Annotated in this window: 18 protein-coding genes and 1 pseudogene; 14 read left to right on the forward strand and 5 right to left on the reverse strand. The window is 73.1% G+C overall.

Annotated elements, in window-relative coordinates; translation table 11 throughout:
• Nucleotides 1-111 precede the first annotated feature (111 nt).
• On the forward strand, nucleotides 112-1647 hold the full coding sequence (locus ACIRD3_RS03455) for a DEAD/DEAH box helicase (protein WP_402210944.1): 1536 nt from the start codon (nucleotides 112-114) through the stop codon (nucleotides 1645-1647).
• Nucleotides 1648-1735: 88 nt separating this feature from the next.
• Here ACIRD3_RS03455 and ACIRD3_RS03460 read toward each other — a convergent pair whose 3' ends face one another.
• Nucleotides 1736-3007 (reverse strand): cation:proton antiporter, encoded by a 1272-nt coding sequence (locus ACIRD3_RS03460; RefSeq protein ID WP_402210946.1) that lies wholly within the window; start codon nucleotides 3005-3007, stop codon nucleotides 1736-1738.
• A gap of 423 nt (nucleotides 3008-3430) precedes the next feature.
• Here ACIRD3_RS03460 and ACIRD3_RS03465 point away from each other — a divergent pair, with 423 nt between their 5' ends.
• Both ACIRD3_RS03465 and ACIRD3_RS03470 read left to right on the forward strand, forming a co-directional pair.
• A complete protein-coding gene (locus tag ACIRD3_RS03465) occupies nucleotides 3431-5050 on the forward strand; it encodes a sulfatase-like hydrolase/transferase (protein WP_402210948.1) in 1620 nt (539 codons plus the stop codon).
• A gap of 185 nt (nucleotides 5051-5235) precedes the next feature.
• Complete coding sequence (locus tag ACIRD3_RS03470) at nucleotides 5236-5679, forward strand: SRPBCC family protein (protein ID WP_402210951.1); 444 nt, start codon at nucleotides 5236-5238, stop codon at nucleotides 5677-5679.
• A 116-nt stretch (nucleotides 5680-5795) separates the two neighbouring features.
• Here the strand turns inward: ACIRD3_RS03470 and ACIRD3_RS03475 are convergent, their stop codons facing one another.
• Nucleotides 5796-6785 carry an aldo/keto reductase gene (locus ACIRD3_RS03475; RefSeq protein WP_402210952.1) on the reverse strand — a complete coding sequence of 330 codons (990 nt, stop codon included), beginning with the start codon at nucleotides 6783-6785 and terminating at the stop codon, nucleotides 5796-5798.
• 513 nt (nucleotides 6786-7298) lie between these two features.
• On the opposite strand from ACIRD3_RS03475, the gene ACIRD3_RS03480 reads away from it, so the two are divergent.
• Nucleotides 7299-7757 carry a nitroreductase family deazaflavin-dependent oxidoreductase gene (locus ACIRD3_RS03480; RefSeq protein ID WP_402210955.1) on the forward strand — a complete coding sequence of 153 codons (459 nt, stop codon included), beginning with the start codon at nucleotides 7299-7301 and terminating at the stop codon, nucleotides 7755-7757.
• Nucleotides 7758-7793: 36 nt separating this feature from the next.
• Here the strand turns inward: ACIRD3_RS03480 and dnaE are convergent, their stop codons facing one another.
• Nucleotides 7794-11348 carry a DNA polymerase III subunit alpha gene (gene dnaE / locus ACIRD3_RS03485; protein WP_402210958.1) on the reverse strand — a complete coding sequence of 1185 codons (3555 nt, stop codon included), beginning with the start codon at nucleotides 11346-11348 and terminating at the stop codon, nucleotides 7794-7796.
• 433 nt (nucleotides 11349-11781) lie between these two features.
• On the opposite strand from dnaE, the pseudogene ACIRD3_RS03490 reads away from it, so the two are divergent.
• The 10 genes and pseudogenes from ACIRD3_RS03490 to ACIRD3_RS03535 all read left to right on the forward strand — a co-directional run.
• Nucleotides 11782-12267: pseudogene (locus ACIRD3_RS03490) on the forward strand (DNA-binding protein); the annotation flags it as partial.
• Nucleotides 12268-13150: 883 nt separating this feature from the next.
• A complete protein-coding gene (locus ACIRD3_RS03495) occupies nucleotides 13151-14812 on the forward strand; it encodes a serine/threonine-protein kinase (RefSeq protein ID WP_402210961.1) in 1662 nt (553 codons plus the stop codon).
• A 210-nt stretch (nucleotides 14813-15022) separates the two neighbouring features.
• Nucleotides 15023-15310, forward strand: a complete 288-nt coding sequence (locus ACIRD3_RS03500) for a hypothetical protein (RefSeq protein ID WP_402210964.1) — start codon at nucleotides 15023-15025, stop codon at nucleotides 15308-15310.
• A gap of 279 nt (nucleotides 15311-15589) precedes the next feature.
• Nucleotides 15590-16543, forward strand: a complete 954-nt coding sequence (locus tag ACIRD3_RS03505) for a beta-ketoacyl-ACP synthase 3 (protein WP_402210966.1) — start codon at nucleotides 15590-15592, stop codon at nucleotides 16541-16543.
• Between the two features lie 186 nt (nucleotides 16544-16729).
• Complete coding sequence (locus ACIRD3_RS03510; RefSeq protein WP_402210968.1) at nucleotides 16730-17014, forward strand: acyl carrier protein; 285 nt, start codon at nucleotides 16730-16732, stop codon at nucleotides 17012-17014.
• 47 nt (nucleotides 17015-17061) lie between these two features.
• Nucleotides 17062-17979 carry an alpha/beta fold hydrolase gene (locus ACIRD3_RS03515; RefSeq protein ID WP_402210971.1) on the forward strand — a complete coding sequence of 306 codons (918 nt, stop codon included), beginning with the start codon at nucleotides 17062-17064 and terminating at the stop codon, nucleotides 17977-17979.
• Nucleotides 17980-18036: 57 nt separating this feature from the next.
• A complete protein-coding gene (locus ACIRD3_RS03520) occupies nucleotides 18037-19029 on the forward strand; it encodes a beta-ketoacyl-ACP synthase 3 (RefSeq protein ID WP_402210973.1) in 993 nt (330 codons plus the stop codon).
• Nucleotides 19030-19112: 83 nt separating this feature from the next.
• Nucleotides 19113-19346, forward strand: coding sequence for an acyl carrier protein (locus ACIRD3_RS03525; RefSeq protein WP_402210975.1), 234 nt, complete (start codon nucleotides 19113-19115; stop codon nucleotides 19344-19346).
• Nucleotides 19343-20299 (forward strand): alpha/beta fold hydrolase, encoded by a 957-nt coding sequence (locus ACIRD3_RS03530; protein ID WP_402210978.1) that lies wholly within the window; start codon nucleotides 19343-19345, stop codon nucleotides 20297-20299. Before ACIRD3_RS03525 ends, ACIRD3_RS03530 begins: the two co-directional genes overlap by 4 nt.
• Before the next feature lie 100 nt (nucleotides 20300-20399).
• Complete coding sequence (locus tag ACIRD3_RS03535) at nucleotides 20400-21650, forward strand: glycosyltransferase (RefSeq protein ID WP_402210981.1); 1251 nt, start codon at nucleotides 20400-20402, stop codon at nucleotides 21648-21650.
• On the opposite strand, the gene ACIRD3_RS03540 is transcribed toward ACIRD3_RS03535, so the two are convergent.
• Together ACIRD3_RS03540 and ACIRD3_RS03545 are read right to left on the reverse strand one after the other, a co-directional pair.
• Entirely contained in the window at nucleotides 21620-22363 is a 744-nt protein-coding gene (locus ACIRD3_RS03540; RefSeq protein ID WP_402210984.1) for a response regulator, read from the reverse strand. The two genes, ACIRD3_RS03535 and ACIRD3_RS03540, sit on opposite strands and share 31 nt — an antisense overlap.
• Nucleotides 22360-23598 (reverse strand): sensor histidine kinase, encoded by a 1239-nt coding sequence (locus ACIRD3_RS03545; protein ID WP_402210987.1) that lies wholly within the window; start codon nucleotides 23596-23598, stop codon nucleotides 22360-22362. Before ACIRD3_RS03545 ends, ACIRD3_RS03540 begins: the two co-directional genes overlap by 4 nt.
• Between the last annotated feature and the right edge of the window lie 156 nt (nucleotides 23599-23754).

Below are 23754 nucleotides of genomic sequence, written 5' to 3' on the forward strand. Positions count from 1 at the left end.
GCCGGCGGCCATCCCCACGTGAGACGCCGGCCCGTTCCCTTGCGGTCCCCGTCGGCGCCCCGCGCCACGGGGCCTTCCTCGTGACGCGCCGCCCCGAGGAAGGTTCTCCGCATGCCCCGCTCCAGTCGCTCCCCGTACCAGAGCGCCGATTCCCGCTCCGCCTCCGCCGCCCGCTCGGGCGGCGGGTCCTTCCACGGTGACCGGCCCGCCGGAAACCGGCGCTCCGCCGGCCGGGGCGCGCGACCGGGCGCCTCCCCGCGGGGCGAGTTCGCGATGCCGGTGAGCACCACTCCGGCACTCCCGGCCGTCGGTTCCTTCGCCGAACTGGACATGCCGAAGGCGCTGCTCTCGGTCCTGAGCCGCCAGGGCGTCACCGCGCCGTTCCCGATCCAGGCCGCGACGCTGCCGAACTCGCTGGCCGGCCGGGACCTGCTCGGACGGGGTCGGACCGGCTCCGGCAAGACCCTCGCGTTCGGCCTCGCCGTGCTGTCCCGCACCGCCGGGCAGCGGGCCGAGCCGCGCTGTCCGCTGGCCCTGGTACTGGTCCCCACCCGCGAGCTCGCCCAGCAGGTCACCGAGGCCCTCGCCCCCTACGCCCGTGCCGTTCGGCTGCGGATGGCGACCGTGGTGGGCGGGACGTCGATGAGCCGCCAGGCGTGGACGCTCAACCGCGGGGCGGAGGTGGTGGTGGCCACCCCGGGCCGGCTCAAGGACCTGGTCCAGCGCGGCGACTGCCGGCTGGACCGGGTCGGCGTCTCGGTGCTCGACGAGGCCGACCAGATGACCGACATGGGCTTCCTGCCGCAGGTCACCGAGCTCCTCGAGCAGGTCGCCGAAGGCGGCCAGACGATGCTGTTCTCCGCCACCCTCGACCGCAACGTCGACCGCCTGGTACGGCGCTTCCTCAAGGATCCGGTCACCCACTCGGTGGACCCGTCCGCGGGAGCGGTCAGCACCATGGAGCACCACGTGCTGCACGTGCGGGACTCCGACAAGAACGCCACGATCGCCCACATCGCCTCCCGCGACGGCAGGGTGATCATGTTCACCGAAACCAAGCACGGCGCCGACCGCCTGGTGGAGGACCTGCTCGCGAACGGCGTGAAGGCCGCCGCCCTGCACGGCGGCAAGGCCCAGCCGCAGCGCACCCGCACCCTGGAGCAGTTCCGCACCGGAGAGGTGACCGCGCTGATCGCGACCAACGTCGCCGCCCGGGGCATCCACGTCGACGGGCTCGACCTGGTCGTCAACCTCGACCCGCCGGGCGACCACAAGGACTACCTGCACCGCGGTGGGCGCACGGCCCGGGCCGGGGAGTCCGGCACCGTCGTCACGCTGGTGCTGCCCAACCAGCGCCGCGGGTTCGTCCGCATGATGACCACCGCCGGCATCACCCCCGTCACCACCAGGGTCAGCGCCGGCGACGAGGACCTGGCCCGTATCACCGGTGCCCGGGTGCCCACCGGCGTGCCCGTCGTCGTCGCCGACCCCGTCGTCGAGCGGCCGCGCCGCCGCCCGTCCACCGGGCGCGGCCGGTACGGTCGGCCCGCCCGGAGCTCCGGGGAGACCCGGTCCGCCTCCGGTCGCGACGACCAGGGCTCCGCGGGCCGCCGCCGGACGCCCGGGCGCACCGCCCGCGTCGCGTAGCGCCGCCGGGGCCGCCGGGGCGGTCCTCGCCGGCGGCCGGCCGGGATGGCCCGGGTGTTCCCGGTGATCCGGCGCGGCGGACGGCGGATCAGTCGGTTTCGACCGGGTGCAGCCCGCGGCGCAGCGGGGTGACGGGCGTGGCGGTGCTTTCGCGCAGGTCGGGCGTGGTGGCGGCGGCCCGCTCGTACCAGTGTCCGTAGCGGGCGGCGAGGACCGCGGCCGATGCTCCGTGGAGCAGCACGCTGAGTGCGACGGTGATGGCGACGACGTGGCTGATCAGGTCCACGCCGTGGAGGTGTTCCTCGGCGACCAGGAGTCCGAAGACGACGGAGGCAAGGCCGCGTGGGCCGAACCAGCCGACGTAGGCCACGGTCGGGGCTTTCAGTCCGCTGGCGGCGAGGGCGAGCGCGACGGGGACCATGCGGGTCAGGGTCAGGCTCAGGACGGCGTATCCGACGATCCGCCAGCTGAGGTGTTCCAGCGCGGGGCCGAGCAGGACGGCACCGAAGAACAGCAGGCTCAGCATGGCCAGCAGGCCGCCGAGGTCTTCGGCCAGTTCGGTGGTGTCGGCCACCTCGCCTCGGGGGTGCTCGCCCCGGCGCAGGGCGTAGGCGAAGGCGAAGCCGGCCACCCAGGCTCCGATGAAGCCGCTTCCGCGGGTGACCGCGGCCAGGGCGTAGGCGGCGGCCGCGGCGGCGAGGACGTAGACGGGGCGCCAGTCCCGCGCGACCCAGCCGCGGCGGAGCGACAGGTGCAGGAGCAGGCCGCCGAGGCCGCCGACGGCGAGGCCGAGGGCGGGGCTGAGCAGCAGGGCGCGCCAGAACGTGTCGGCCACGCCCTGGTGTGCGTACGAGGTACCGGGGATGGCCGCGAGGAAGAGCACGAAGAAGGGCAGGACCAGGCCGTCGTTCAGGCCGCTCTCCACGTTGAGGGTCTGGCGGACCAGGGCGGGGACGCGGGGGTCGGAGATGGCGCTCTTGCCCAGGGCGGCGTCGGTGGGGGCGAGGATCGCGGCGACCAGCGCGAGTTCCCACCCGGTCAGGCCGGGGAGGAGCGGCCAGGCCAGGAGCCATCCGGCGCCGATGGTCAGGAGCAGTCCGATCGACAGCAGCCGCCCGGGCAGCGCGCCGCCGCGGCGCAGATCCGCCGGGCGGACGGTGGTGGCGTCGGTGAACAGCACCAGGGTCAGGGCCGCTTCCACCAGGGTGCGCAGGGGCGCGGTGTCCTGGCGCAGGCTGATCAGGTCCAGGCCGATGGGGCCGAGGGCGATGCCGGCGCCGACGAAGACCATGGCGGCGGACACCGGGGAGCCGGCCAGCCGCCGGGAGACGAGCGCGTAGCCGGCGGCGATGCCTGCCACCGCCGTGACGGTCCAGCCGCTGCCGCTCACGGCCGGCCCTCGCGGTGGGCGGGTGTGCCCGGCGGCGCCGGTCGGGGCGGCCGGCTCCCGGTGGTCACGGTCATCGATTCCCGTCGCTTCCGAGCGGTGGTTTCGTCCGCCCACTGTGCGGCACCCCGGTCACGCTCGGTGTCAGCGACACGGGGACGATCCGGTGGTCACCTCAGGTCCCGGTCGGGTGTCCACCGGCGTCGCGCGCCGCCCGCCGCGCGGGGTGCCACGCTTCCCGCGGACGGGGCCGTGGCCCACCCGTCCGGCCCCGCCGGTCGCGTCGTGGCGGCGCCCGACGAGTCCGCGGCCCTAGATTCGACGGAATCCGTACCGGTTCGCGCGGGAGGCGGTCACCCACCGCCTGACCGACGCGAGACGAGCGAAGGGCAGGGCATGACCGAGCGCCCCAACATCCTGCTGATCGTCACCGACGAAGAACGCGTCCGCTTGCCCCGGCCGCAGGGATTCTCGCTGCCCGCACGGGAGCGGATCGCAGCCCGCGGCACCACCTTCGAGCGGTACTACACCGCCTCCGCGCAGTGCAGCTCCGCCCGTTCGGTCATCTATACCGGCCAGCACCTGCCGCTCACCGAGATCTACGACAACGACAACATGCCCTACATCCGCCCGCTCGACCCGCAGCTGGGCACGCTCGGCACCATGCTGCGCCAGGCCGGCTACTACACCACCTACCAAGGCAAGTGGCACCTGTCGAACTGCTACGTCACCGCGGAGAAGCCGGGACCGACCACCGACGCGCTGGAGCCCTACGGCTTCAGCGAGTTCAACGACTGGGGCGACATCGACGGCGGCGCCTGGGCCGGCCTCAAGCTCGACCCGGTCATCGCCGGCCAGGCCGTGAAGTGGCTGCGCAACCGTGCGCCGGTCGTCTCCGAGGACCAGCCGTGGTTCATGGCCGTCAACTTCGTCAACCCGCACGACATCATGAGCTTCGACTACGGCGGCCGTCCCCAGGTCCGACTCCCCTTCGGCCTCGCCCATGCCGTCGTCACCCGCGCGGCCGCGAACATCCCTCTCTACCGGCGCCGCTGGGACTTCGACCTGCCGGCCAGCCTGCACGACGACCTGACCGGCGCGGCCCCCGCGATCGCCGAGTACGCCCGGATGATCGACACCGTCTTCGGACCGGTCGCCGACGACCGGCACTGGTACGACGGCCTGAACTTCTACCTCAACGCCATCCGCGACGTGGACCGCAGCGCCGAGCTGGTCCTGGACGCACTGGAAGCCTCCGGGCAGGCGGACCGTACGGTGGTGGTCTTCACCTCCGACCACGGCGAGATGGCCGGTTCCCACGGACTGCGCCAGAAGGGCAACCTCGTCTACGACGAGAACTTCCACGTCCCGTTCATCCTCGCCCACCCCGACGTGGCCGGCGGCGGCCGCACCGAGGCCCTCGCCTCCTCCGTCGACATCGCGCCCACCCTGCTGGAGATCGCCGGACTGGACACCGCCGAGACGGCCACCCGCCATCCGGCCCTGAAGGGCCAGTCCCTGATGCCCGTCGTCCACGGCCGCCCGGTCCGCCAGGGCATCCTCAACGCGGTGGAGTCCATCACCACCCTGGACGCCTCGTTCTGGTTCGAGTTCGCCGACCCCGACGCGCCCGAGCGCGTCGCCTCCGGCGACCTGCGCCCCGATTGGAGCAAGCGCGGCTTCCTGCGCGCCTACAGCGACGAGCGCTATACCTTCGGCCGCTACTTCTCCCCGCTGAACCCCAACCGCCCCGCCGACACCGACGCGCTGCTGGCCGACAACGACGTCGTCCTCTACGACCGCGAGCAGGACCCCGCGGAGATGCACAACCTGGCCCCCGACCCCGCCCACCGCGACCTCGTCGAGCGCTACCGCGGCCTGCTGGAGAACCTCATCGACACCGAGATCGGCCCCGACACCCGCGCCTGGGTCACCGAACGCCCCCGCCTGCTCGGCTGGCCCACCTGGCACGGCGACGACCACCGCCCCGAGACGCTCACCGCCCAGGGACGCTGACCCCCGTCCAGGTGACCGCCCCCCAACCCGCCACCGACCCCGCGCTGCCGGCGCCCCGGCGGGGCCGTTTCCGCGTCCCGGGACGCTGGGCGTCGTGAGCCCTTGCGGTCGGGAGGCGTGGGCCGGGACCGTCTGGAATCCTGGGCGGGTGTGAACGGTCTGCGGGGCCACAGTAAGGAGCCGACATGTCGGGACTGTTCGAGGCCGAGGTCGAGGTCGACCGCCCGGTGGAGGAGGTCTTCGCCTACCTCGCCGACGGCCGCAACGACCCGGAGTTCAGCCCCCGGGTCCTGGCGATCACGAAGACCCCGGACGGCCCGACCGCCGTCGGGACGGTCTTCCGCAGCACCGTGAAGGACGCCGGGCTGAAGACCTCGCGCGAGTTCCGGATCACCGGTGTGGAGGCGCCGCGCACCCTCCGGTGGAGCGAGCAGAGCAAGAACCTGATCACCGCCGAGGGCGGATACGACCTCGAACCGCTGCCGGACGGCCGTACCCGGGTGCGGATCTTCAACGTGCTCGAAGGCCACGGCCTCGGCAAGGTCCTGCTCGGCCCGGCGCTCCGCGCGGCCCGCAAGGACGCTCCCGACTTCGGCCGACGGATCAAGGCCGCCGTCGAGCGGTCCTGACCGCGCGTACCCGGGCACGGGGGCCGGGTGCCTGACGACCCGCGGCGGCGGGTCCCCCTCCTACGAGGCGGACCCGCCGCCCTCCGTCCGGGGTTCGTCCGGGCAGGGGCGGTCGTTCAGCGGTTCACCGACCGCATCCCGTCCTCGTCGTAGCGCTCGCCCGCCACCGCGGGCAGCTCGGCGTCGATGCGGGCCAGGTCCTCGGCGGTCAGCACGACGTCGACCGCGCCGGCGTTCTGCTCCAGGTAGGTGCGGCGCTTGGTGCCCGGGATCGGCACGAGGTCCTCGCCGCGGGCCAGGACCCAGGCGATCGCCAGCTGGGCCGGGGTGACCTCCTTCTCGGCGGCGATCTCCTTGACCTTCTCGGCGAGCCGGAGGTTGGCCGCCAGATTGGCGTCGGTGAAGCGCGGGTTGGTGCGGCGGAAGTCGTCCTTGTCGAGCTCGTCCGGGGAGCTGAAGCGGCCCGCGAGGAAGCCGCGGCCGAGCGGGGAGTACGGCACGAAGCCGATGCCGAGCTCCCGGCAGGTGGGGAGCACCTCGGCCTCCACGTCCCGGGTCCAGAGCGAGTACTCGCTCTGGACGGCGGTGACCGGGTGGACGGCGTTGGCGCGCCGGATGGTCTCGCCGCTCGCCTCGCTCAGCCCGATGTGCCGCACCTTGCCCTCGGCGACCAGTTCGCCGAGCGCGCCGACGGTCTCCTCGATGGGCACGTTCGGGTCCACCCGGTGCTGGTAGTACAGATCGATGTGGTCGGTGCCGAGCCTCGTGAGCGAGCCGTGGACGGAGCCGCGGACGTGCTCGGCCGAGCCGTCCTGGCGGCCCACGGTCGACATGTCGCCCGGAACGGCTGCGTCCATGCGGTAGTTGAACTTGGTGGCGATCACGTACTCGTCACGGTGCCCCCGGACGGCCTCGCCGACCAGGGACTCGTTGGTGAGCGGCCCGTAGACCTGTGCGGTGTCGAGGAAGGTGATGCCGAGCTCCAGGGCGCGCCGGATGGTCGCGACGCCCTCGTCCTGGTCGGCCGTGCCGTAGAAGGCGGACATCCCCATGCAGCCGAGGCCGATGGCCGACACCTGGAGGTCCCGCAGACTGCGCTGTTGCATGTGGCGTGCCAGCCCCTCGTCTCGTACTTCCCGCGGCCCGACGTCCTTCCGACGCCCCGGTCCGGTAGACCGGCCGGCCGCGTCCCGTCGGAGAGGACCCTACGGTGCCGGAGCCTTCCGGCGGCGGACCGGCACGGACGTGCCCCGCGCGGCTGCCGCCACCACCGCGGTCACCGCCGTCGGCAGGAGAGGAAGGTCTTGCGTTCCTCTCCGGTGCCGTCGGCGGCGAACGCGGCGGCGAAGTCCTCCAGTTCCGGCCGGCCGGGCACCGGACCGGCCCGGTACGTCGGTCGCGGGCGTGGCGCGGGCGTCGTGATGACGGGCAGCCTGAGTCGGGTCCCGGGCGGAGGGCCGCGCGTCACTCGTTCGAGCGAGCCGCGGTGCCTCGTCTTCCGCTGTCGTGGCGGGCGCCGCAGCCGGCGTGGTCGGGGCGGTGCGCCGTCCTCCCGTTTGCGCGCGCTCTGTGCTGGACTGTCCCGACATCATCCGTACGGGACAACGGGGTTGAACGCGATGCCGCTTGAGGGCGAGTACGCGCCGCATCCGGTGCAGTGGGTGCGCGAGCAGGTCGAGCTGTACGAGAGTTCGGGCGGTACCCGGGGCACGACGCTCTGGGACACCGGACTGCCGGTCGTCATCGTCACGATGCGCGGCGCCACGAGCGGGAGGATCCGCAAGATTCCGTTGATGCGGGTGGAACACGAGGGGCGGTACGCGGCGGTGGCCTCCAACGGGGGCTCCCCGCGGCACCCGGTCTGGTACCACAACCTCAAGGCCGACCCGCGGGTGGAGCTCCAGGACGGGCCCGAGCGGCGGGGCATGACGGCCCGTGAGCTCACCGGGGACGAGAGGTTGCGGTGGTGGCGACGGGCCGTCGCCGCGTATCCGCCGTACGCCGAGTACCAGGAGAAGACCGAGCGCGTCATCCCGGTCTTCGTCCTCGAACCCGAGCATCCGGCCGGGCCGGCGTAGCCGCGCGCCGACGCGCGGCTACGCCGTGCCCCGTCGTTACGCGGTGCCCGCCCAGGAACGGTTGCCGAGGAGGGTCTTGATGTCCGAGGCGAGGCCGTTGTCGGGGTTCACCTGGTAGCCGAGCTCGTAGAGGGTGTCCTTGTCCCAGTTGGTGGTCAGCAGTCGGACCGGGACGTCGCCCGGGTGGGCCTGCAGGGCGAGCTTGAGTTCGGCGACGGTGTTGGGGGTGATCTTGCCGAGGGGGACGGTGATCTGGACGGGCGGCTTGGTGCCGAGTTCGGCGGAGGAGACGTCGAGGGTGGTGATCTCCTGGCCGAAGATGCTCAGTGAGCCGTCGCGTTCGTTGAGGCGGCCGCGGACCGAGATCACGTTGTCCTCGACCATCTGATCGGCCATCAGGTTGTAGGTCGCGGGGAAGAACAGCACCTCGACCGAGCCGTCGCGGTCGGCGAGGGTGATGATCGCCCAGGCGTTGCCGGCCTTGTTGATGCGCCGGTCGACGCCGGTGATCAGGCCGGAGAGCCGGACCTCGCCCTCGGAGCGGCCGGAGCCGAGGAGTTCGGCGATCGAGGTGTCGCGGTTCTGGGAGAGGATGTGCTCGGCGCCGTCGAGCGGGTGGCTGGAGACGTAGAGGCCGAGCATCTCCCGTTCCAGGGAGAGGAGTTGGCGGCGCGGCCACTCGTTGTCGGTGAGCTGGAAGTCGAGCCCGATCGCGGGGGCGTCGTCGCCGCCGGTGAGGGCGCCGAACAGGTCGTCCTGGCCGATGGCCTGTTGCTTCTTCAGCCCGGTGACGGCGTCGATCGCGCTCTCGTGCACGCTGCTCAGCGACAGGCGGGTGTGGCCGAGCGAGTCGAAGGCGCCGGCCTTGACCAGGGAGTCGACGGTGCGCTTGTTGCAGACCACCAGTTCGACCTTGTCCAGGAAGTCCGCGAAGGAGGTGTACTTGCCCTTCTCCTTCCGGGTCTTCACCAGCGACTCGATCACCGGCACGCCGACGTTGCGCACGGCCTTGAGCCCGAACCGGACGTCGCTGCCGACGGCGGTGAAGTCGACCACCGACTCGTTGACGTCGGGGGAGAGGATGCGGATGCCCATCTGCCGGCACTCGGCCAGGTAGACCGCCATCTTGTCCTTGTCGTCGGCGACGGACGTCAGCAGGGCGGCCATGTACTCGGCGGGGTAGTTCGCCTTCAGGTAGGCGGTCTGGTACGAGACCAGGCCGTACGCGGCGGAGTGCGACTTGTTGAAGGCGTAGCCGGCGAACGGGACGAGGACGTCCCACACGGCCTGGATGGCCTCGTCGGAGTAGCCGCGCTCCTTGCAGCCCGCGTGGAAGGGGACGAACTCCTTCTCCAGCACCTCCTTCTTCTTCTTGCCCATCGCGCGGCGGAGCAGGTCGGCCTGGCCGAGCGAGTAGCCGGCCAGCACCTGGGCGGCTCGCTGGACCTGCTCCTGGTAGACGATCAGCCCGTAGGTGGGGCCGAGGACCTCCTTGAGCGGCTCCTCCAGCTCGGGGTGGATCGGGACGATCTCCTGCTGGGCGTTCTTGCGCAGCGCGTAGTTGGTGTGCGAGTTCATGCCCATCGGGCCCGGCCGGTACAGCGCCGAGACGGCGGAGATGTCGGCGAACTCGGTGGGCTTCATCAGCTTGAGCAGGGCGCGCATCGGACCGCCGTCGAGCTGGAACACGCCGAGGGTGTCGCCGCGGGCGAGCAGCTGGTAGGTGGTGGGGTCGTCGATCGGGATCTTCTCGATGTCGACGTCGACGCCGCGGTTGGCCTTCACGATCTTGATGCAGTGGTCGATGATGCCCAGGTTCCGCAGACCCAGGAAGTCCATCTTGATCAGGCCCATGGCTTCGCACGACGGGTAGTCGAAGCCGGTGATGATCACGCCGTCCTTGTCCCGCATGTGCAGCGGGATCAGGTCGAGCAGCGGGGTGGAGGAGAGGATGACGGCGGCGGCGTGCACGCCGGTGCCGCGGATCAGGCCCTCGATGCCCCGGCCGGTGTCGATGATCTTCTTGACGTCGGGCTCGTTCTCGTACAGCCCGCGGATCTCGGTGCCCTCGTTGTAGCGGGGGTGCTTCTCGTTGAAGAGGTCGGCCAGCGGGACGCCCTTGCCCATGACGTCCGGCGGCATGGCCTTGGTGATCCGGTCCCCCATCGAGAAGGGGTAGCCGAGGATCCGGTTGGCGTCCTTCACGGCCGCCTTGGCCTTGATCGTGCCGAAGGTGTTGACCTGCGCCGTGTACGCGGCGCCGTACTTCTCGGTGACGTAGCGGACCATCTGGTCGCGCTGGCGGTCGTCGAAGTCGATGTCGACGTCCGGGGGGTTGATGCGCTCGGGGTTGAGGAACCGCTCGAACAGCAGGTCGTGCTCGAGCGGGTCCAGCTGGGTGATCCCGGTCAGGTAGGCGACCATCGAGCCGGCCGCCGAACCTCGGCCGGGGCCGACCGGGATGCCGTTGTCCCGGCCGTACTGGCAGATGTCGGCGACCACGAGGAAGTAGGCGTCGAACCCCATCGGGGTGATCACGCCCATCTCCAGCTCGATCCGGTCCAGCACCTCCTGGCTGGGGTTGTCGCCGTAGCGGTGCTGCAGGCCGGCGGCGATCTTCTGGCGCAGGTACGACGCCTGGGTCTCGCCCTCGGGCACGTCGAACTGCGGCATCCGGTCGACGTAGGTGAAGACCTCCTCGTACGACTCCACGCGCTCGGCGATCGCCAGCGTGTTGTCGCAGGCCTCCGGCAGCTCGCGGAAGAGCTCGCGCATCTCGGCGGCGGTCTTCACGTAGTAGCCGGTGCCCTGGAACTTGAACCGGTTCGGGTCGTCCTTGTTCTTGCCCACGCCGACGCAGAGCAGGCTGTCGTGGGCGTCCGCCTGGTCGGCGGTCACGTAGTGCGAGTCGTTCGTGGCGAGCAGCGGGATGTTCAGCTGCTTGGCGAGGCGCAGCAGGTCCTCGCGGACGTCCTGCTCGATGGAGAGGCCGTGGTCCATCAGCTCCAGGAAGTAGTTCTCCTTGCCGAAGATGTCCTGGTAGGCGCCGGCGGCCTTGACCGCCTCGTCGTACTGGCCGAGCCGCAGCCGGGTCTGCACCTCGCCGGAGGGGCAGCCGGTGGTGGCGATGATGCCGCCGGCGTTGGCGGCGATCAGCTCGCGGTCCATGCGGGGCTTCATGTAGTAGCCCTCCATCGACGCGAGCGAGGAGAGCTTGAAGAGGTTCCGCAGGCCGGTCGCGTTCTGCGCCCACATGGTCATGTGGGTGTAGCGGCCGCCGCCGGAGACGTCCTTGCCGCCCTCGCCGTCGGCGCCGGTCGGACGCTGGCCGCCGGGGGACCAGAACACCTGCTTCTTCAGGAAGCGCGAGCCCGGGGCGACGTAGGCCTCGATGCCGATGATCGGCTTCACGCCGGTCTTGGCGGCGGCGTGGAAGAACTCGTAGGCGCCGAACATGTTGCCGTGGTCGCTCATCGCGATCGCGGGCATGCCCTGCCGCTCGGCCTCGGCGAACAGCTTGCCGTTCTTGGCGGCCCCGTCCAGCATCGAGTACTCGGTGTGGACGTGCAGGTGGGCGAAGCTGTCGGACACGGGGAGGCACTCCTGGTGGCGGGGGAGGGAAGCCACCCACGGTAGCGGCTCGGCGCGGGTGACTCGCCACGGGGGCGGCGGAGTCCGTCGATTCGACGTGATCCGCCTGCGGTGCCGGCGGATCCCTGGTAGGCGACCGCCCCGTCGCTCGAACGCCCCGCCGAGGCCGGGGACGCCGTCGAGCGACTGGTCGCGGTCGGCGCCCGGCGGGACCGACTCGTCGAACCGGCCGCCGACTTCACCCGCCTCGCCGAGGCCGCCGGGCTGCTCCGGCACGGTGGTGAGGCACTACCCTCCGCTGGACCTGCCGGTCGACAACGCCGCCGTCACGGCACCCGAGCCGCCTCGCCAGGCTCGCCGACCAGCTCGTCGGCCGGACCGCCTGAGCCGGACCCGAGCCGGGGATGACCCGGGGCCCGAGCCTGGTCCGGGCGTCCTGGTGGCAAAGCTGCACGAGGCCACGCTGCGGGCGCTCGGCTACGCGCAGGCGTTCCGGCCGGACTCGCTGGAGGCCGTGACGGTCGCGGTGGAGAAGGACGACACCCGGGAGCTGGCCGCGCGGTGGGAGGAGTTCGACGTCGCCGTCCCGCTGAAGGTGCTGGACTCGCTGTACCGGGAGATCACCAAGCCGGTCGTCCAGTACGTGCGGGAGTGCCGCCGGAACAACCCGCGCGAGGCGGTCGCGGTGTTCATCCCGGAGTACGTGGTCGGGCACTGGTGGGAGCACTTCCTGCACAACCAGTCGGCGCTGTGGCTGAAGAGCCGGCTGCTGTTCACCCCGGGCGTCATGGTGATCAGCGTGCCCTGGCAGCTCTCGTCGGCTCCCCGGGCCGACCACCCCGCCCGGCGGGCGCCCGGCGCTGTCCGGCGCGGCGAGCCCACCCCCAGGAACGGCGTCCCGGAGCCGGAGAAGCTCTGACCGGCCGGACCGACGGTCCCACCCGGAGAGCTCGCGGTCCCTGACGCACCGTGCCGGCCGGTCCGCCCGGACGGACGCCCGCGTGAACGCCTCGTCAAGACGGCCCCCGGCCGCGTCAAGGACGCGTCAACGCGGGCGGACGGGCGTTCGGCCGCACCTAGCGTGAGCTGCGAGGAAACGGTTCGCCGCCCGGGCGTGGGGCCTGGCGGCGGACCGTTTGCCGAACTCCGGGCCATGGCGGTTCCTCCGGCACAGTGTCCACACGGGGTGCCGTGCCCGCCCCGGGGTCCCTCGGGGCGGGCACGGCACCGGCATGGGCTTGTGCGGAGACCGTGGCACCGGGCTGATCACTTCGCGGAGGCGTGAAGGTTCCCGGCCTCGGCGGGTCAGGGGGACGGATCGCCCTCGGGCGGGTCGAGCGCCTCCAGCGTTCCCACGACGTTGCCGGCGGCCAAGCCGCCGAAGGCGTAGACGCAGGTGCCGGTCTCGCCGGGCGGGCAGGTGGTGGTCGCCGCCGCAAGACCGTTCCGCGGGGTCGGCAGCGCGGGAAGTGTCGTCCAGGCGTGGACTCCTGTCGGCCCGAGGCGTCGCCGTGGTCTCCTGGGGTGCGTCGATCCGGGCCGTCCATTCCCACGCGGCAACAACTGGTCTCCTCGGTCCGATCGGGCGTGTGCAGCCTGCATCGTGCCCGGGTGGTCGGGCGAGCGGCCGCGTACCAGCCCGTCGGGTCGGACGAAGAACAACCGGATGGCCCAGCGCCGGGCGGTGTTCGAGGCGGCTGACCTGGGGCGCTGGGCAGGGTTGGACCCGGGGGATTCAGGCGGCGGACGGGTGCTCGTCGGCGCCCCTATACTCCGTGTGCGCGTTCGGCCGAGGGGGAGACATGCAGATAGTCGCCATGGTGGGACCGGTGGTCCTCCTGCTGGTGCTGCTGGTGGTGCGGGTGGTGACGCTTCCGGTGCTGCTGTGGGTGCAGCGGGCGACGCGGCAGCGGGCGGCGGCGGCCGTGGGGGCGGGCGCGGCGGTCAGCCGGGCGCCGTTCATCGCGGCGCCGGCGGTGGGGCTGGCCTTCGCGGCCGGGGTGGAAGCCCTGTTGTTCCTCGGTGACTCCCACACCCTGCGGATCATGCGGGAGCCGATCGACACCGACAACGCGCGCTACCTGGGCATGGACTCGCACATGGCCCTGCACACGGCGAGGCTCTGGTACCTCGTCCCGGTGATCTCGGCCCTGGTGCTCTGGCTGCTGTTCTGGTTCCTGACCCAGCGCAACCTGATGACGGTCCGGATGCCGACGGAGGTCCGCTCGGCGCCTGCCATCTGGCGCCGGATCTACGGCATGCTCGCCCTGCGCGCGCTGCTCGGGGTGTTCGCACTGCCGTACTGGCTGGTCTTCGCCGTGCTGCTGTTCCAGATCGGTGCGACCGTCACCAGCAGGCGGCACGAGCCGGTCGTCCCCGTGTCGGGTGCCGGCGTACCGGCCGCCCCGGCCGCCCCGGTGGCCGCGGCGGCACCGGCCACCCCGCCGCCGGCGTACGTCCCGGCGCCGTACGTCCCCGCGCCGTACGTTCCGACGCAGCACGTCCCGGCCGGCCCGCCGGTGCAGCCGCCCGCGCAGCCGCCCGTCCAGCCGTTCGTGCCGCCCGTCGGGCAGCCGCTCAGCCCGCACGAGCCGCGTACCATCGGCGGCTACCAGCTGCTCGGCCGGATCGGCTCCGGCGGCATGGGCACCGTCTACCTGGCCCAGCGGCAGGGCTCGGCGACGCAGGTCGCGCTGAAGACCATCAACCTCGAACTCCTCGGCGACACCGAGCTGTTGCGGCGCTTCCAGCGTGAGTCCGAGGTGCTCGCGATGGTGCCGGGCGCCTACACCGCGCGGGTGCTCGACGCGGGGGTCGACGCCGGACGGCCCTACCTGGCCATGGAGTTGCTGGACGGCCGGCCGCTCGACGCCCACCTGCGCGAGCAGGGGCCGATCCGCTCGGCGGAGGCGCTGCGCTCCCTGGCCCTGGCGCTCGCGGTGGCGTTGTCCGGCGTGCACCGGCTCGGGCTGGTGCACCGGGACCTCAAGCCGGCCAACGTCATGCTGACCACGGCGGGCCCGCGCCTGCTCGACTTCGGCATCGCGGCGATCGTGGACGGCACCCGGCTCACCATGACCGGCGGCGGCCCCGGCACCCTGACGTACATGGCGCCGGAGCAGTTCGGTGACGAGCGGGTCGGTACGGCGGCGGACGTCTGGGCCTGGGCGTGCTGCGTGGTGTGCGCGGCGCACGGCGCCAGCCCGTTCGCGGCGACCAGCACCGGCGCGGTGATCCGCCGGATCGTGGAGACCGGCCCCGAACCGGCGGCGATGGCGGCCGTGTCGGCCCTGGACCCGGCGCTCGCCGCCGTCGTCACCCGCGCGCTGGCCCTCGACCCGGCGCAGCGCCCCGCCGACGGCGCCGCCCTGCTGGCCGCCCTGGCGGAAGCCCCGCAGGGCGCCCCGGACCCGGCCGCGCTCCACGACCGGATCACCCGGGGCTGGCAGACCCTGGCGCTCTAGGGCCCTGGTCAGGCCAGCCGCACGTCGTGACGAGGCGGCGGGTCTGCGCTGGTGGTGGCTGTCGGTCGCAGGTCGGTGCGGTCGTCAGGCGGCCGGTCCCGGAGCGGCGGCGCTCATCGGTGACCCCGTGTGACCGCGGTTGCAGGGAGAGTCGGCGAGCGGAAGCCTGGAACTGCGGGACCGTTCACGACGATCGCGGGGTGATCGACCATGGCCGCGTTCGTGCCCAGGTACCAGGGGGAGGACCACCAGATCGAGTTCTGGGAGGTCGAGTTCACCGAGGAGGACTGGGACGAGTTCCACAAGGGCCCGCGCGCGTTCCTCCGGCGCATCACCGAGGCCGAGGGACGGGAGGTCAACCGGCTCCTCGTCGATGCGTCGCTGCTGGAGGTCGCTCCCGACGGCAGCATCTGCCACGGGCACATCACCAGCTTCCACATCAGGACCGGGCCGGAGAGGTCGACCACCGGATACAGCTGCTCCGGGCTCTGGGAGTAGCTCCGCGGCGCACGCCCTCGCGGGTCAGGCCGGTTTCGTCCCGGTCGTGACCCCCTGGCCGCGCGGGCCGTAAACCCGGATGCGGCCGGACGGCGTAGCGGGCACCCCCCGGTGGTGTGAGTGGCGGGGCGAGTCCGTCCGACAGGGGGCTTCGTCGAGCCGGGTGACGGGAGACTCCTGGGGGTTTCGACCCGCAACGACCTTTTCCAGGGGGACGTGTTGTCAGCTTGCCCGGCCGCAGTGGTCATCGGGACGGGGTCGCACCTGCCGTCACGGGTGGTGCGCAACACCGACGAGCCCTTGGCCCTGCTGGAGACCGACGACGAGTGGATCCGGTCGAGGACCGGGATCGAGGCACGCCGCTGGGTCGGGCCGGGGGAGAGCACCGGGGACCTCGCGGTGCGGGCCGGTCAGCGGGCGCTGCGCAGCGCGGGGGTGGCGAAGGTGGACCTGGTGGTGGTGTCCACGACGACCCCCGACCACCACTCCCCGGCGACGGCGCCGTGGGTCGCGGCGCAGCTGGGCCTCGGTACGGTGCCGGCCTTCGACATCGCGGCGGCCTGCTCGGGCTTCGTGTACGCGGTCGCGGCCGGTGACGCGTGGATCAGGGCGGGCGCCGCGGAGACCGTGCTGCTGATCGGTGCGGAGACCCTGTCGACGATCACGGACATGGCGGACCGGGGGACGGCGGTCGTCTTCGCCGACGGCGCCGGGGCCGTCGTGCTGCGTCGTGGGACCGCCGACGAGGCAGGCGCCGTGCTGGCCGCCCAGTTGGGGAGCGACGGCACGCAGAAGGACCTGGCGGTGATCGCGGCCGGCGGGGCCCGGTGGCCGGACACCCGACTGGCGGCGGGGCACGGGGCGCGGTGTCTGCGGATGCAGGGGCCGCAGATGTTCGCGCACGCGGTGCGGCGCATGACGGAGGTGTCCCGGTCCTCGCTGGCGGCGGTCGGCTGGGAGGCGGAGGACGTCGAGGCGTTCGTCGGGCACCAGGCGAACCAGCGCATCCTCGACAAGGTGGCCGACCTCGTCGGGGTCCGCCCGTCCGCTCGGCTGGGGAACATCCGCGAGGTCGGGAACACCTCGTCCGCCTCGATCCCGCTGGTCATGGACGACGTGGTGCGGCAGAAGTCCGTCGGCGCGGGGGCCCGCGCGCTGCTGACCGCCTTCGGGGGCGGCGCGGTGTGGGGTGCGGTGGCGATGACCTGGCCGGACATCCCGCCGGTGTCCTGATCCGGCGAACGCTGACCCGGCGGTCCCAGGTTCGGCGGTCCCCGATCCGGCGGTCCCCGCTCTGGCGGACCCAGGTTCGGCGGACACAGGTTCGGCGGACCCTGATTCGGCAGGTCCCGGACCCGGGAGATCCGGGCCCGCGATCCAGAAGGCACTGACCGAGAAGGAACGGAAGGAAGCAGACCCATGGACATGTTCGACCGGCGACCGCTGGACTTCATCACCGGCTACCTGGCGCAGGCCTTCGACGTGCCGCTGCAGGAGCTGACCCCGGAGGCGTGCTTCTCCGACCTCGCGCTGGACTCCATCGCCCAGGTGGAGCTGTTCGTCACGCTCTCCGACCACTACGGCGTCCAGCTGGACGACTCGGACGCGACCGGCCGGCTGACGCTGCGGGAGACCGCGGATCTGGTCGAGGCCGCGCTGGCCGGCTCGGGCGCCGCCCCGGAGCGCGTGGCCGCGCGCGGCTGATCGGCTCGGGCAGGGCCGTCGTGCCCGTGATCGGTTGGAGGAAGACCATGAGCGGAGTGACCGTCCGCAGGCTCACCCACGACGGGTTGTCGTTCTCGTACCAGGTGGTCCGGGCCGACGCCCCGTCGATCCCGCCGGTCCTCGCGATCGGGGGAGTGCTGCAGGGCATGAACGGCTGGTCCGTCCTCCAGCAGCACGTCCTGCCCTTCGGGGACCTGGTGTCCGTGGACCTGCCGGGCGCGGGCGAGTCGACGCCGCTGCGCCCGGACCAGGGGATGGAGACGATGTGCGAGGTCGTGGAGGCCCTGCTCGACGACCTCGGGGCCGACCGCGTCAACCTGCTCGGCTACTCCTTCGGCGCCGCGGTCGCCCACCGCTGCGCACAGCGCCGCCCCGAGCGCATCGCCCGGCTCGCGCTGGGCGGCATGCCGGTGCGGATCGGCGACCGGCTGACGGCGCTGTGGTGGCGCGGCGCGGAGCGGATGGCCGCCGGGGACGCCGAGGGCCTCGTGGACGTACTCATGGAGATGTTCCTGTGCCCGCAGGGGAGGGCGCCCGTCCGCAACCGGGACGTCGTCCACCGGCTGGTGCGGCGGCTGACGCTGCGGGCCGTGAGCGGCACCGCCCACGGATTCGCCACGATGGAGCGGTCGGTGATCGAGAACCTGGACCCGGTGGGCCGGCTGGACGGGGTGCCCACCCTGGTCTTCTGCGGGGAGCACGACACCATCAGTTCCGCGGCCGAGCAGCGCGAGTTCGCCACCACCGTCGGCGACAGCCGCTTCGCCGTCATCCCGGAAGCCGACCACTGGGTCTTCATGGAACGGCAGTGGGAGGCGGCCGACTTGGTGATGCGTCACTTCACCGGCCGGCCCACCGCCGCGCTGCCCTATCTGCTCGCCGACCCGGCGCCGCCACCGCCCGTCCCGCGCGCGCACGCGGCCGTGACCGCGACGGCCGACTGAACGGTTCCCGATCACCGCGGCCCCCCGGCCGCCCAGGAAGGCTCTCCAGGAGGGGACTTGACGCACACCGTGCTGTGTGGACTCGGCAGCTGGCTCCCGCCGACGGTGGTGGACAACAGCCAGGTCATGACACCGCAGACGGCCGCCTTCGTGCACCGCCGCATCGGCATCGCCCAGCGGCGCCGGGTCACCCCGGGCACCGCGACCGTCCATCTCGCCGCGGAGGCCGGCCGCCGGGCCCTCGACTCGGCCGGGGCGGGCGAGGCCGACGCGCTCATCCTCGCGACCACCACGCCCGACCGGCTCTGCCCCGCCGGTGCCCCCGAGGTGGCGTCCCTGCTCGGCCTGACCGGCATCCCCGCGTTCGACCTCAACGCCGGTTGCTCCGGCTTCCTGTACGCCTGTGAACTCGCCCGCGGGCTGATCAGCTCCGCGAGCGCGCGCAGCGTGCTGGTCATCGGCGCGGAGAGCGCCTCGGCCATGGTCGACCCGGACGACCTCACCACCGCGCCGCTGTTCGGCGACGGCGCCGGAGCCGCCGTGCTGCGGGCCGCCCGACCGGGCGAGGCGCCGACCTTCGGCCCGACGGTGTGGGGCAGCGACGGCACCATGGCGGACATCATCGCCATTCCGGCGGGCGGCGCCCGGCAGCGTCTGCCCGTCGACAAGCGCGGCGAGCTCTTCCTGCGGATGAGCGGGAGCGACGTGCTGAAGCAGGCCGTGCGCCGCATGAGCGACGCCGTACGGGCGGCGGTCGCGGCCGCCGACTGGACCCTGGACGAGGTCGACGTCCTCGTCGCCCACCAGGCGAACGCGACCATCATGCGCGCGGTCGCCGCCGACCTGGACTTCCCCGTGGAGCGGATGCCCACCAACATCGAGACCGTCGGCAACACCGCCGCGGCGTCGGTGCCCCTGCTGCTGGCCCACGCGGCCGCGCAGGGCTCCCTGGCCCCCGGTCAGCGCACCGTCCTGGTGTCCTTCGGCAGCGGCCTGTCCTGGGCCGCGACCACCGTCACCTGGCCGCAGCACCTCGCCCTGCGCCCCTGATCCCACCTCACCCTTCGCCCAAGACACAACCTCACTCTTCGTCCCTGACACGCCACTCGGGAGGGCCCGGTCCCATGCCGGACATGCTCACCACCGTCATCCACGTCCTCACCCACAAGGCCGCGCTGCCGGCTGGTCCGGTCACCCCCGGGGCGACCCTCGCCGAAGCGGGCGTCGACTCCATGGCCGTGGCCATCCTCGCCATGATCCTGGAGGAGGACCACGGCCTGGTCATCAGGGAATCCGAACTGTCCGCCACCTCGACGATCGCCGAGCTGGCCGAGTTCATCGAGGGCCACCGGCGGGCCACCGCATGACGGCCCCGCCCCGCACCGCCACCACCGCGGAGGACCACCTCGTCCCCTGGCGGGGCACGACCTACCCCTGCCGGCTCGTCACCCCCGGCACCGGACCGTACGCGGCTCCGTTGCTGGTGCTCGGCGGCGGCCTGCAGGACCGCCGTTCCTGGGCGCGGCTGGAGCGCCACCTCGCCGACCGGCACCCGCTGCTCATCCCCGACCTGCCGCCCGCCCGTACGCCCGGGCGGGGGCACGCCGATCTCGGCTGGGACGACCTGACCGGTGCCGCGCTCCGGGCCGCGGACCACCTCGGGATCGAGCGGTTCGCCGCCCTCGGCGTCTCCTCCGGCTACCCGGTCGCCTACCGACTCGCCCAGCGCCACCCGTCCCGGGTCAGCCACCTGATGATCTTCGGCGCCGCGCCGCGCGCCGGAGCCCGCCTGACGGCCCTGATCCACGAGGGGCTGCGCCGGGAAGCCGCCCTCCGCGGCCACGAGGCCCGGGAAGGAGCGCACGCCGCGCGGGCGGACCGCCTCGGGACCCCCCTCGGCTCCCACCGGGAAGCCGCCGAGCGGCTGGTCGGCCTGCTGACGAACCCCCGGGCCGGTCGGCAGGTCCTGGAGATCCGGGCCGCCGCCCGGGTCCTGCTGAACCAGCTGACGTCCTCTCCGCACGACCCGCTCGTCCGTTACGTCCGCGAGCGCGGACACCTCCTACTCGACGGCCTGCTGCCGCCCGGCGGAATCCGGCACACACCCGCGCTCGTCGGGGTCGGCGAACACGACACCATCACCGGTGTCGACGACAACCGCGCCGTGGCCGACACCATCACCGACGTGACCTTCGCGGTCATGGACGACGCCGACCACCTGCTCCACATGGAACGCGACCGCGACTTCGCCGACCTGATCAGCCGCTTCCTGCACGGGCAGCCGCTGACCACGCCGGGCACCACAGTCCTGCGGCCCTGAGCCCGCGCAACGATCCGCCCCCGCAACGATCCGCCGCCGCAACGATCCGCCCCCGACACTCACGCCCGACACCCCTGCCACCCGGGAGCACCGAGCCACCGTGAACCCGCCACCGGACGACGCGCTGCGCGTCCTCCTCGCCACCTGGGGCACCACCGGCGACATCGCCCCCTACACCGGCCTGGCCCTCGGGCTCAGGGACGCCGGCCACCACGTCACCGTCGCCACCTCCCGCCGCCACGCGCCGCGCTTCGCCGAGCACGGCCTGCCCGTGCGCAGCATGCCGCTGGACCACCAGGAAGAGCTGATGGCCCGGCACAAGCCCTGGCGCGAGCGGCTGCGCAACGGCCAGGACATCGCCGGCACGGCGGCACGCACCCTGCTGGAAGCAGCCGACGACGGGGCGGACGTCCTCCTGGCGCACCCGCTGCTGCACCCCCTCTGCGCGGTCATCGGCGACGGGCTGGGCCTGCCCTGCCTCGGGGTGTACACCGTCTCGCACGCCATGGTCCTCCCACGGCTGATGTCGGCCCTGCCCTGGAGGCAGCACCTCGCCGCCGACACCGCCGCGAAGGCGCTGCTCCACCCGATGTACGCACCCGCGCTCACCCGGCTGGCCGGCAGCCTCGGGACGCCGGTGCGTCAGGCGACCCGCGTGCTGCGCACCCTGCGGGAGCGGCCGGTCCTCTACGGGATCAGCGACGCCCTCCTGCCGCCCGGCTTCCGCCTGCCCGCGGGGCACGTGACCACCGGGTACTGGCCGGCGGCCCGCCCACCCGGCTGGCAGCCGGACGCCCGGCTCCGGGACTTCCTCGACAGCGGACCGGCCCCGGTCTCCTTCGGCTTCGGCAGCATGAACCGGATCGACGGCGAACACCTCAGCCGCGCCATCGTCAGCGCCGCCCGGAGGCTGCGGGTGCGCGCCGTCGTCCAGTCCGGCTGGGCCGGCCTCCACGGGGAGGACGCGGACGACGTGCTCACCATCGGCGAATGCCCGCACGACTGGCTCTTCCCCCGGGTGCGGGCCGCCGTGCACCACGCCGGCCCCGGAACCACCCACGCCTCCCTCGGCGCGGCCACCCTCACCCTGCCCGTCCCCGTCAGGGTGGACCAGCCCTACTGGGCGTCCCGGCTGACCGCCCTCGGTGCGGCACCCGCCGCCCTTCCGCTGCGCCGTCTCACCGCCGACCGCCTCACCCGCCTCCTGCAGCAGTCCCTGCACCGCTCCGAGTACCGCCTCGCGACCGACCGGCTCGCCACCGGGATCCGAGGTCAGGACGGGATCCACGGCGTGGTGACGCGTCTTCGGGCGCTGGGGCGTCAGGACGGCTCGACGAGACGGTTCTCGTAGGCGAAGACCACGGCCTGGATGCGGTCGCGGAGTTCGAGCTTGTGCAGGATCCGCCCCAGATGGGACTTCACGGTCGCCTCCGCGAGGTACAGGGCGGCGGCGATCTCGGTGTTGGACAGGCCGCGGCCCACCTGGACCAGCACCTCGCGTTCGCGGGCGCTGAGCCGGGCGAGCCGCTCGTCGCGTTCGTCCTGCTGCTCGCGTTCGCCGCGGGCGCGGGCGCGGCCGCGGGCGCCGGGGGCGTCCGGGCCGCCGGGGATGTGCGGGCGGAGGTCCTCCAGCAGGCGGCGGGTGATCCGGGGGGAGAGCACCGCGTCGCCGGCGGCGAGGTTGCGGATCGCGGTGAGGAGCTCCTCGGGCCTGGTGTTCTTCAGCAGGAAGCCGGAGGCTCCGGCCTTGAGCCCGGCGAAGGCGTACTCGTCCAGGTCGAAGGTGGTGAGGATGAGCACCCTGCTCCGCGGGGACACCTCGATGACCTGGCGGGTCGCCTCGATCCCGTCCGTCCCTGGGGGCACCTCCCGGCCGCCAGGCTGGGGGCGCATCCGGACGTCCATCAGGACCACGTCGGGGCGCAACTCCCGGGCGAGGCGGACGGCTTGGGCGCCGTCCGCGGCCTCGCCGACCGGTGCCATGTCGGGCTGGGCGTCCAGGACGGTGCTGAAGGCCATGCGGAGCAGCGCCTCGTCGTCGGCGATCAGGATGCGGATGGTCATGCGGACGCCGCTCCGCCGCTGTCGAGGAGGAGACGGGTGCGGACTCCCCAGCCGCCGCCCGGGAGCGGGCCTGCCGCGAGCGTTCCGCCGTAGGCGGCCGCGCGCTCGCGCATGCCGGGGATGCCGTGGCCGGACGGTGGGACGGCGGCGGGACGCGGCGCGCGGGGGCCGTCGTCGGTGACCTCGACGGCGACGGTCCCGGTGGTGCACCGGACCAGGACCTTCGCGTGGGTGCCGGCGGGCGTGTGCTTGAGGGTGTTGGTCAAGGCTTCCTGGACCAGGCGGTAGACGGTGAGTTGGGCGGTGGCGGGTACGTGGGCGTGCGGGCCGTGGACGGCGAGCCGGGTCGGCAGCCCGGCGGCCCCCATCTGGTCGGCGAGGGCGGCCAGTTGGGCGATGCCGGGCAGGGGGTGGCGCGCCGCGTCCGGTTCGTCGGTGCGCAGGACGCCCAGGGAGCGCCGCATGTCGGTCAGGGCCTGCCGGCCCGTCTCGGAGATCCGGAGCATCGCGGTGGTGGCCCGGTCGGGCGACCGGTGCTGGGCGTAGACGGCGGCGTCGGTGAGCGCGACCATCACGGACAGGTTGTGGGTGACGATGTCGTGCATCTCGCGGGCGATGCGGGTCCGCTCCTCGGCGACGGCCAGTCGTGCCTGCCGCTCCCGTTCCTGCTCCAGCCGTACGGCCCGATCCTCGACGGCCGCGAGGTAGGCGCGCGTGGTCCGCACGTTGACCCCGAGGACGGCGGCGGCGACGGTCGTCGCGGTGACCGCGACGAAGGGGGTCAGGAACGCGCCGTCCGTCGTCCAGCGCAGGCAGGCCAGCAGGACCCCCGCCTCGACGACGGCGGCGGCGATCAGCGTGTCGTACCGGCGGCGCCCGTGACCCGCGTGCGCGGCCACCGCGTACAGGGCCACCAACAGGGCTACGTCCGCCGGGAGTTGGATGCCGAGCAGCCACTGGGCGAAGGCCGTGGCCGCCACGGTGCCGAACACCGTGAGCGGGGCCCGGCGCCGCCACAGCAGCGGCAGGGTGAGGGCGGCGGTGAGGGCCAGGGGCAGCGGCAGCTCCTGCGCCGGGCGCGTGGTCACGACGTTGACGAGGAGGAGGGCCGACAGGAGCGAGTCCCAGGCCGTGGAGGGCAGTCGGGAGCTCCAGCGGCCGGCGGCCGTCGTGGCCCACCGTGCCCGGTCCCGGAGGTGCTGGGGGGCGCCGGGTGCCGTGGCGGCCTCGGTCATCACGTGGTCCTCGTCGATTCGGTGTCATGCCTCGCGCTACCCGGGGCGCGGCCCTGTCACGGTAGGCGGTGGGGTCGTCTCCGCACATGCGCCCAGCGGCGGATGGCCCCGGGCCGGGGTACGACCGCAGGAGGAGCCCCGCTACCTCCCGTGGTC

The organism is Kitasatospora sp. NPDC093550 (assembly GCF_044764985.1).
Taxonomy (GTDB): domain Bacteria; phylum Actinomycetota; class Actinomycetes; order Streptomycetales; family Streptomycetaceae; genus Kitasatospora.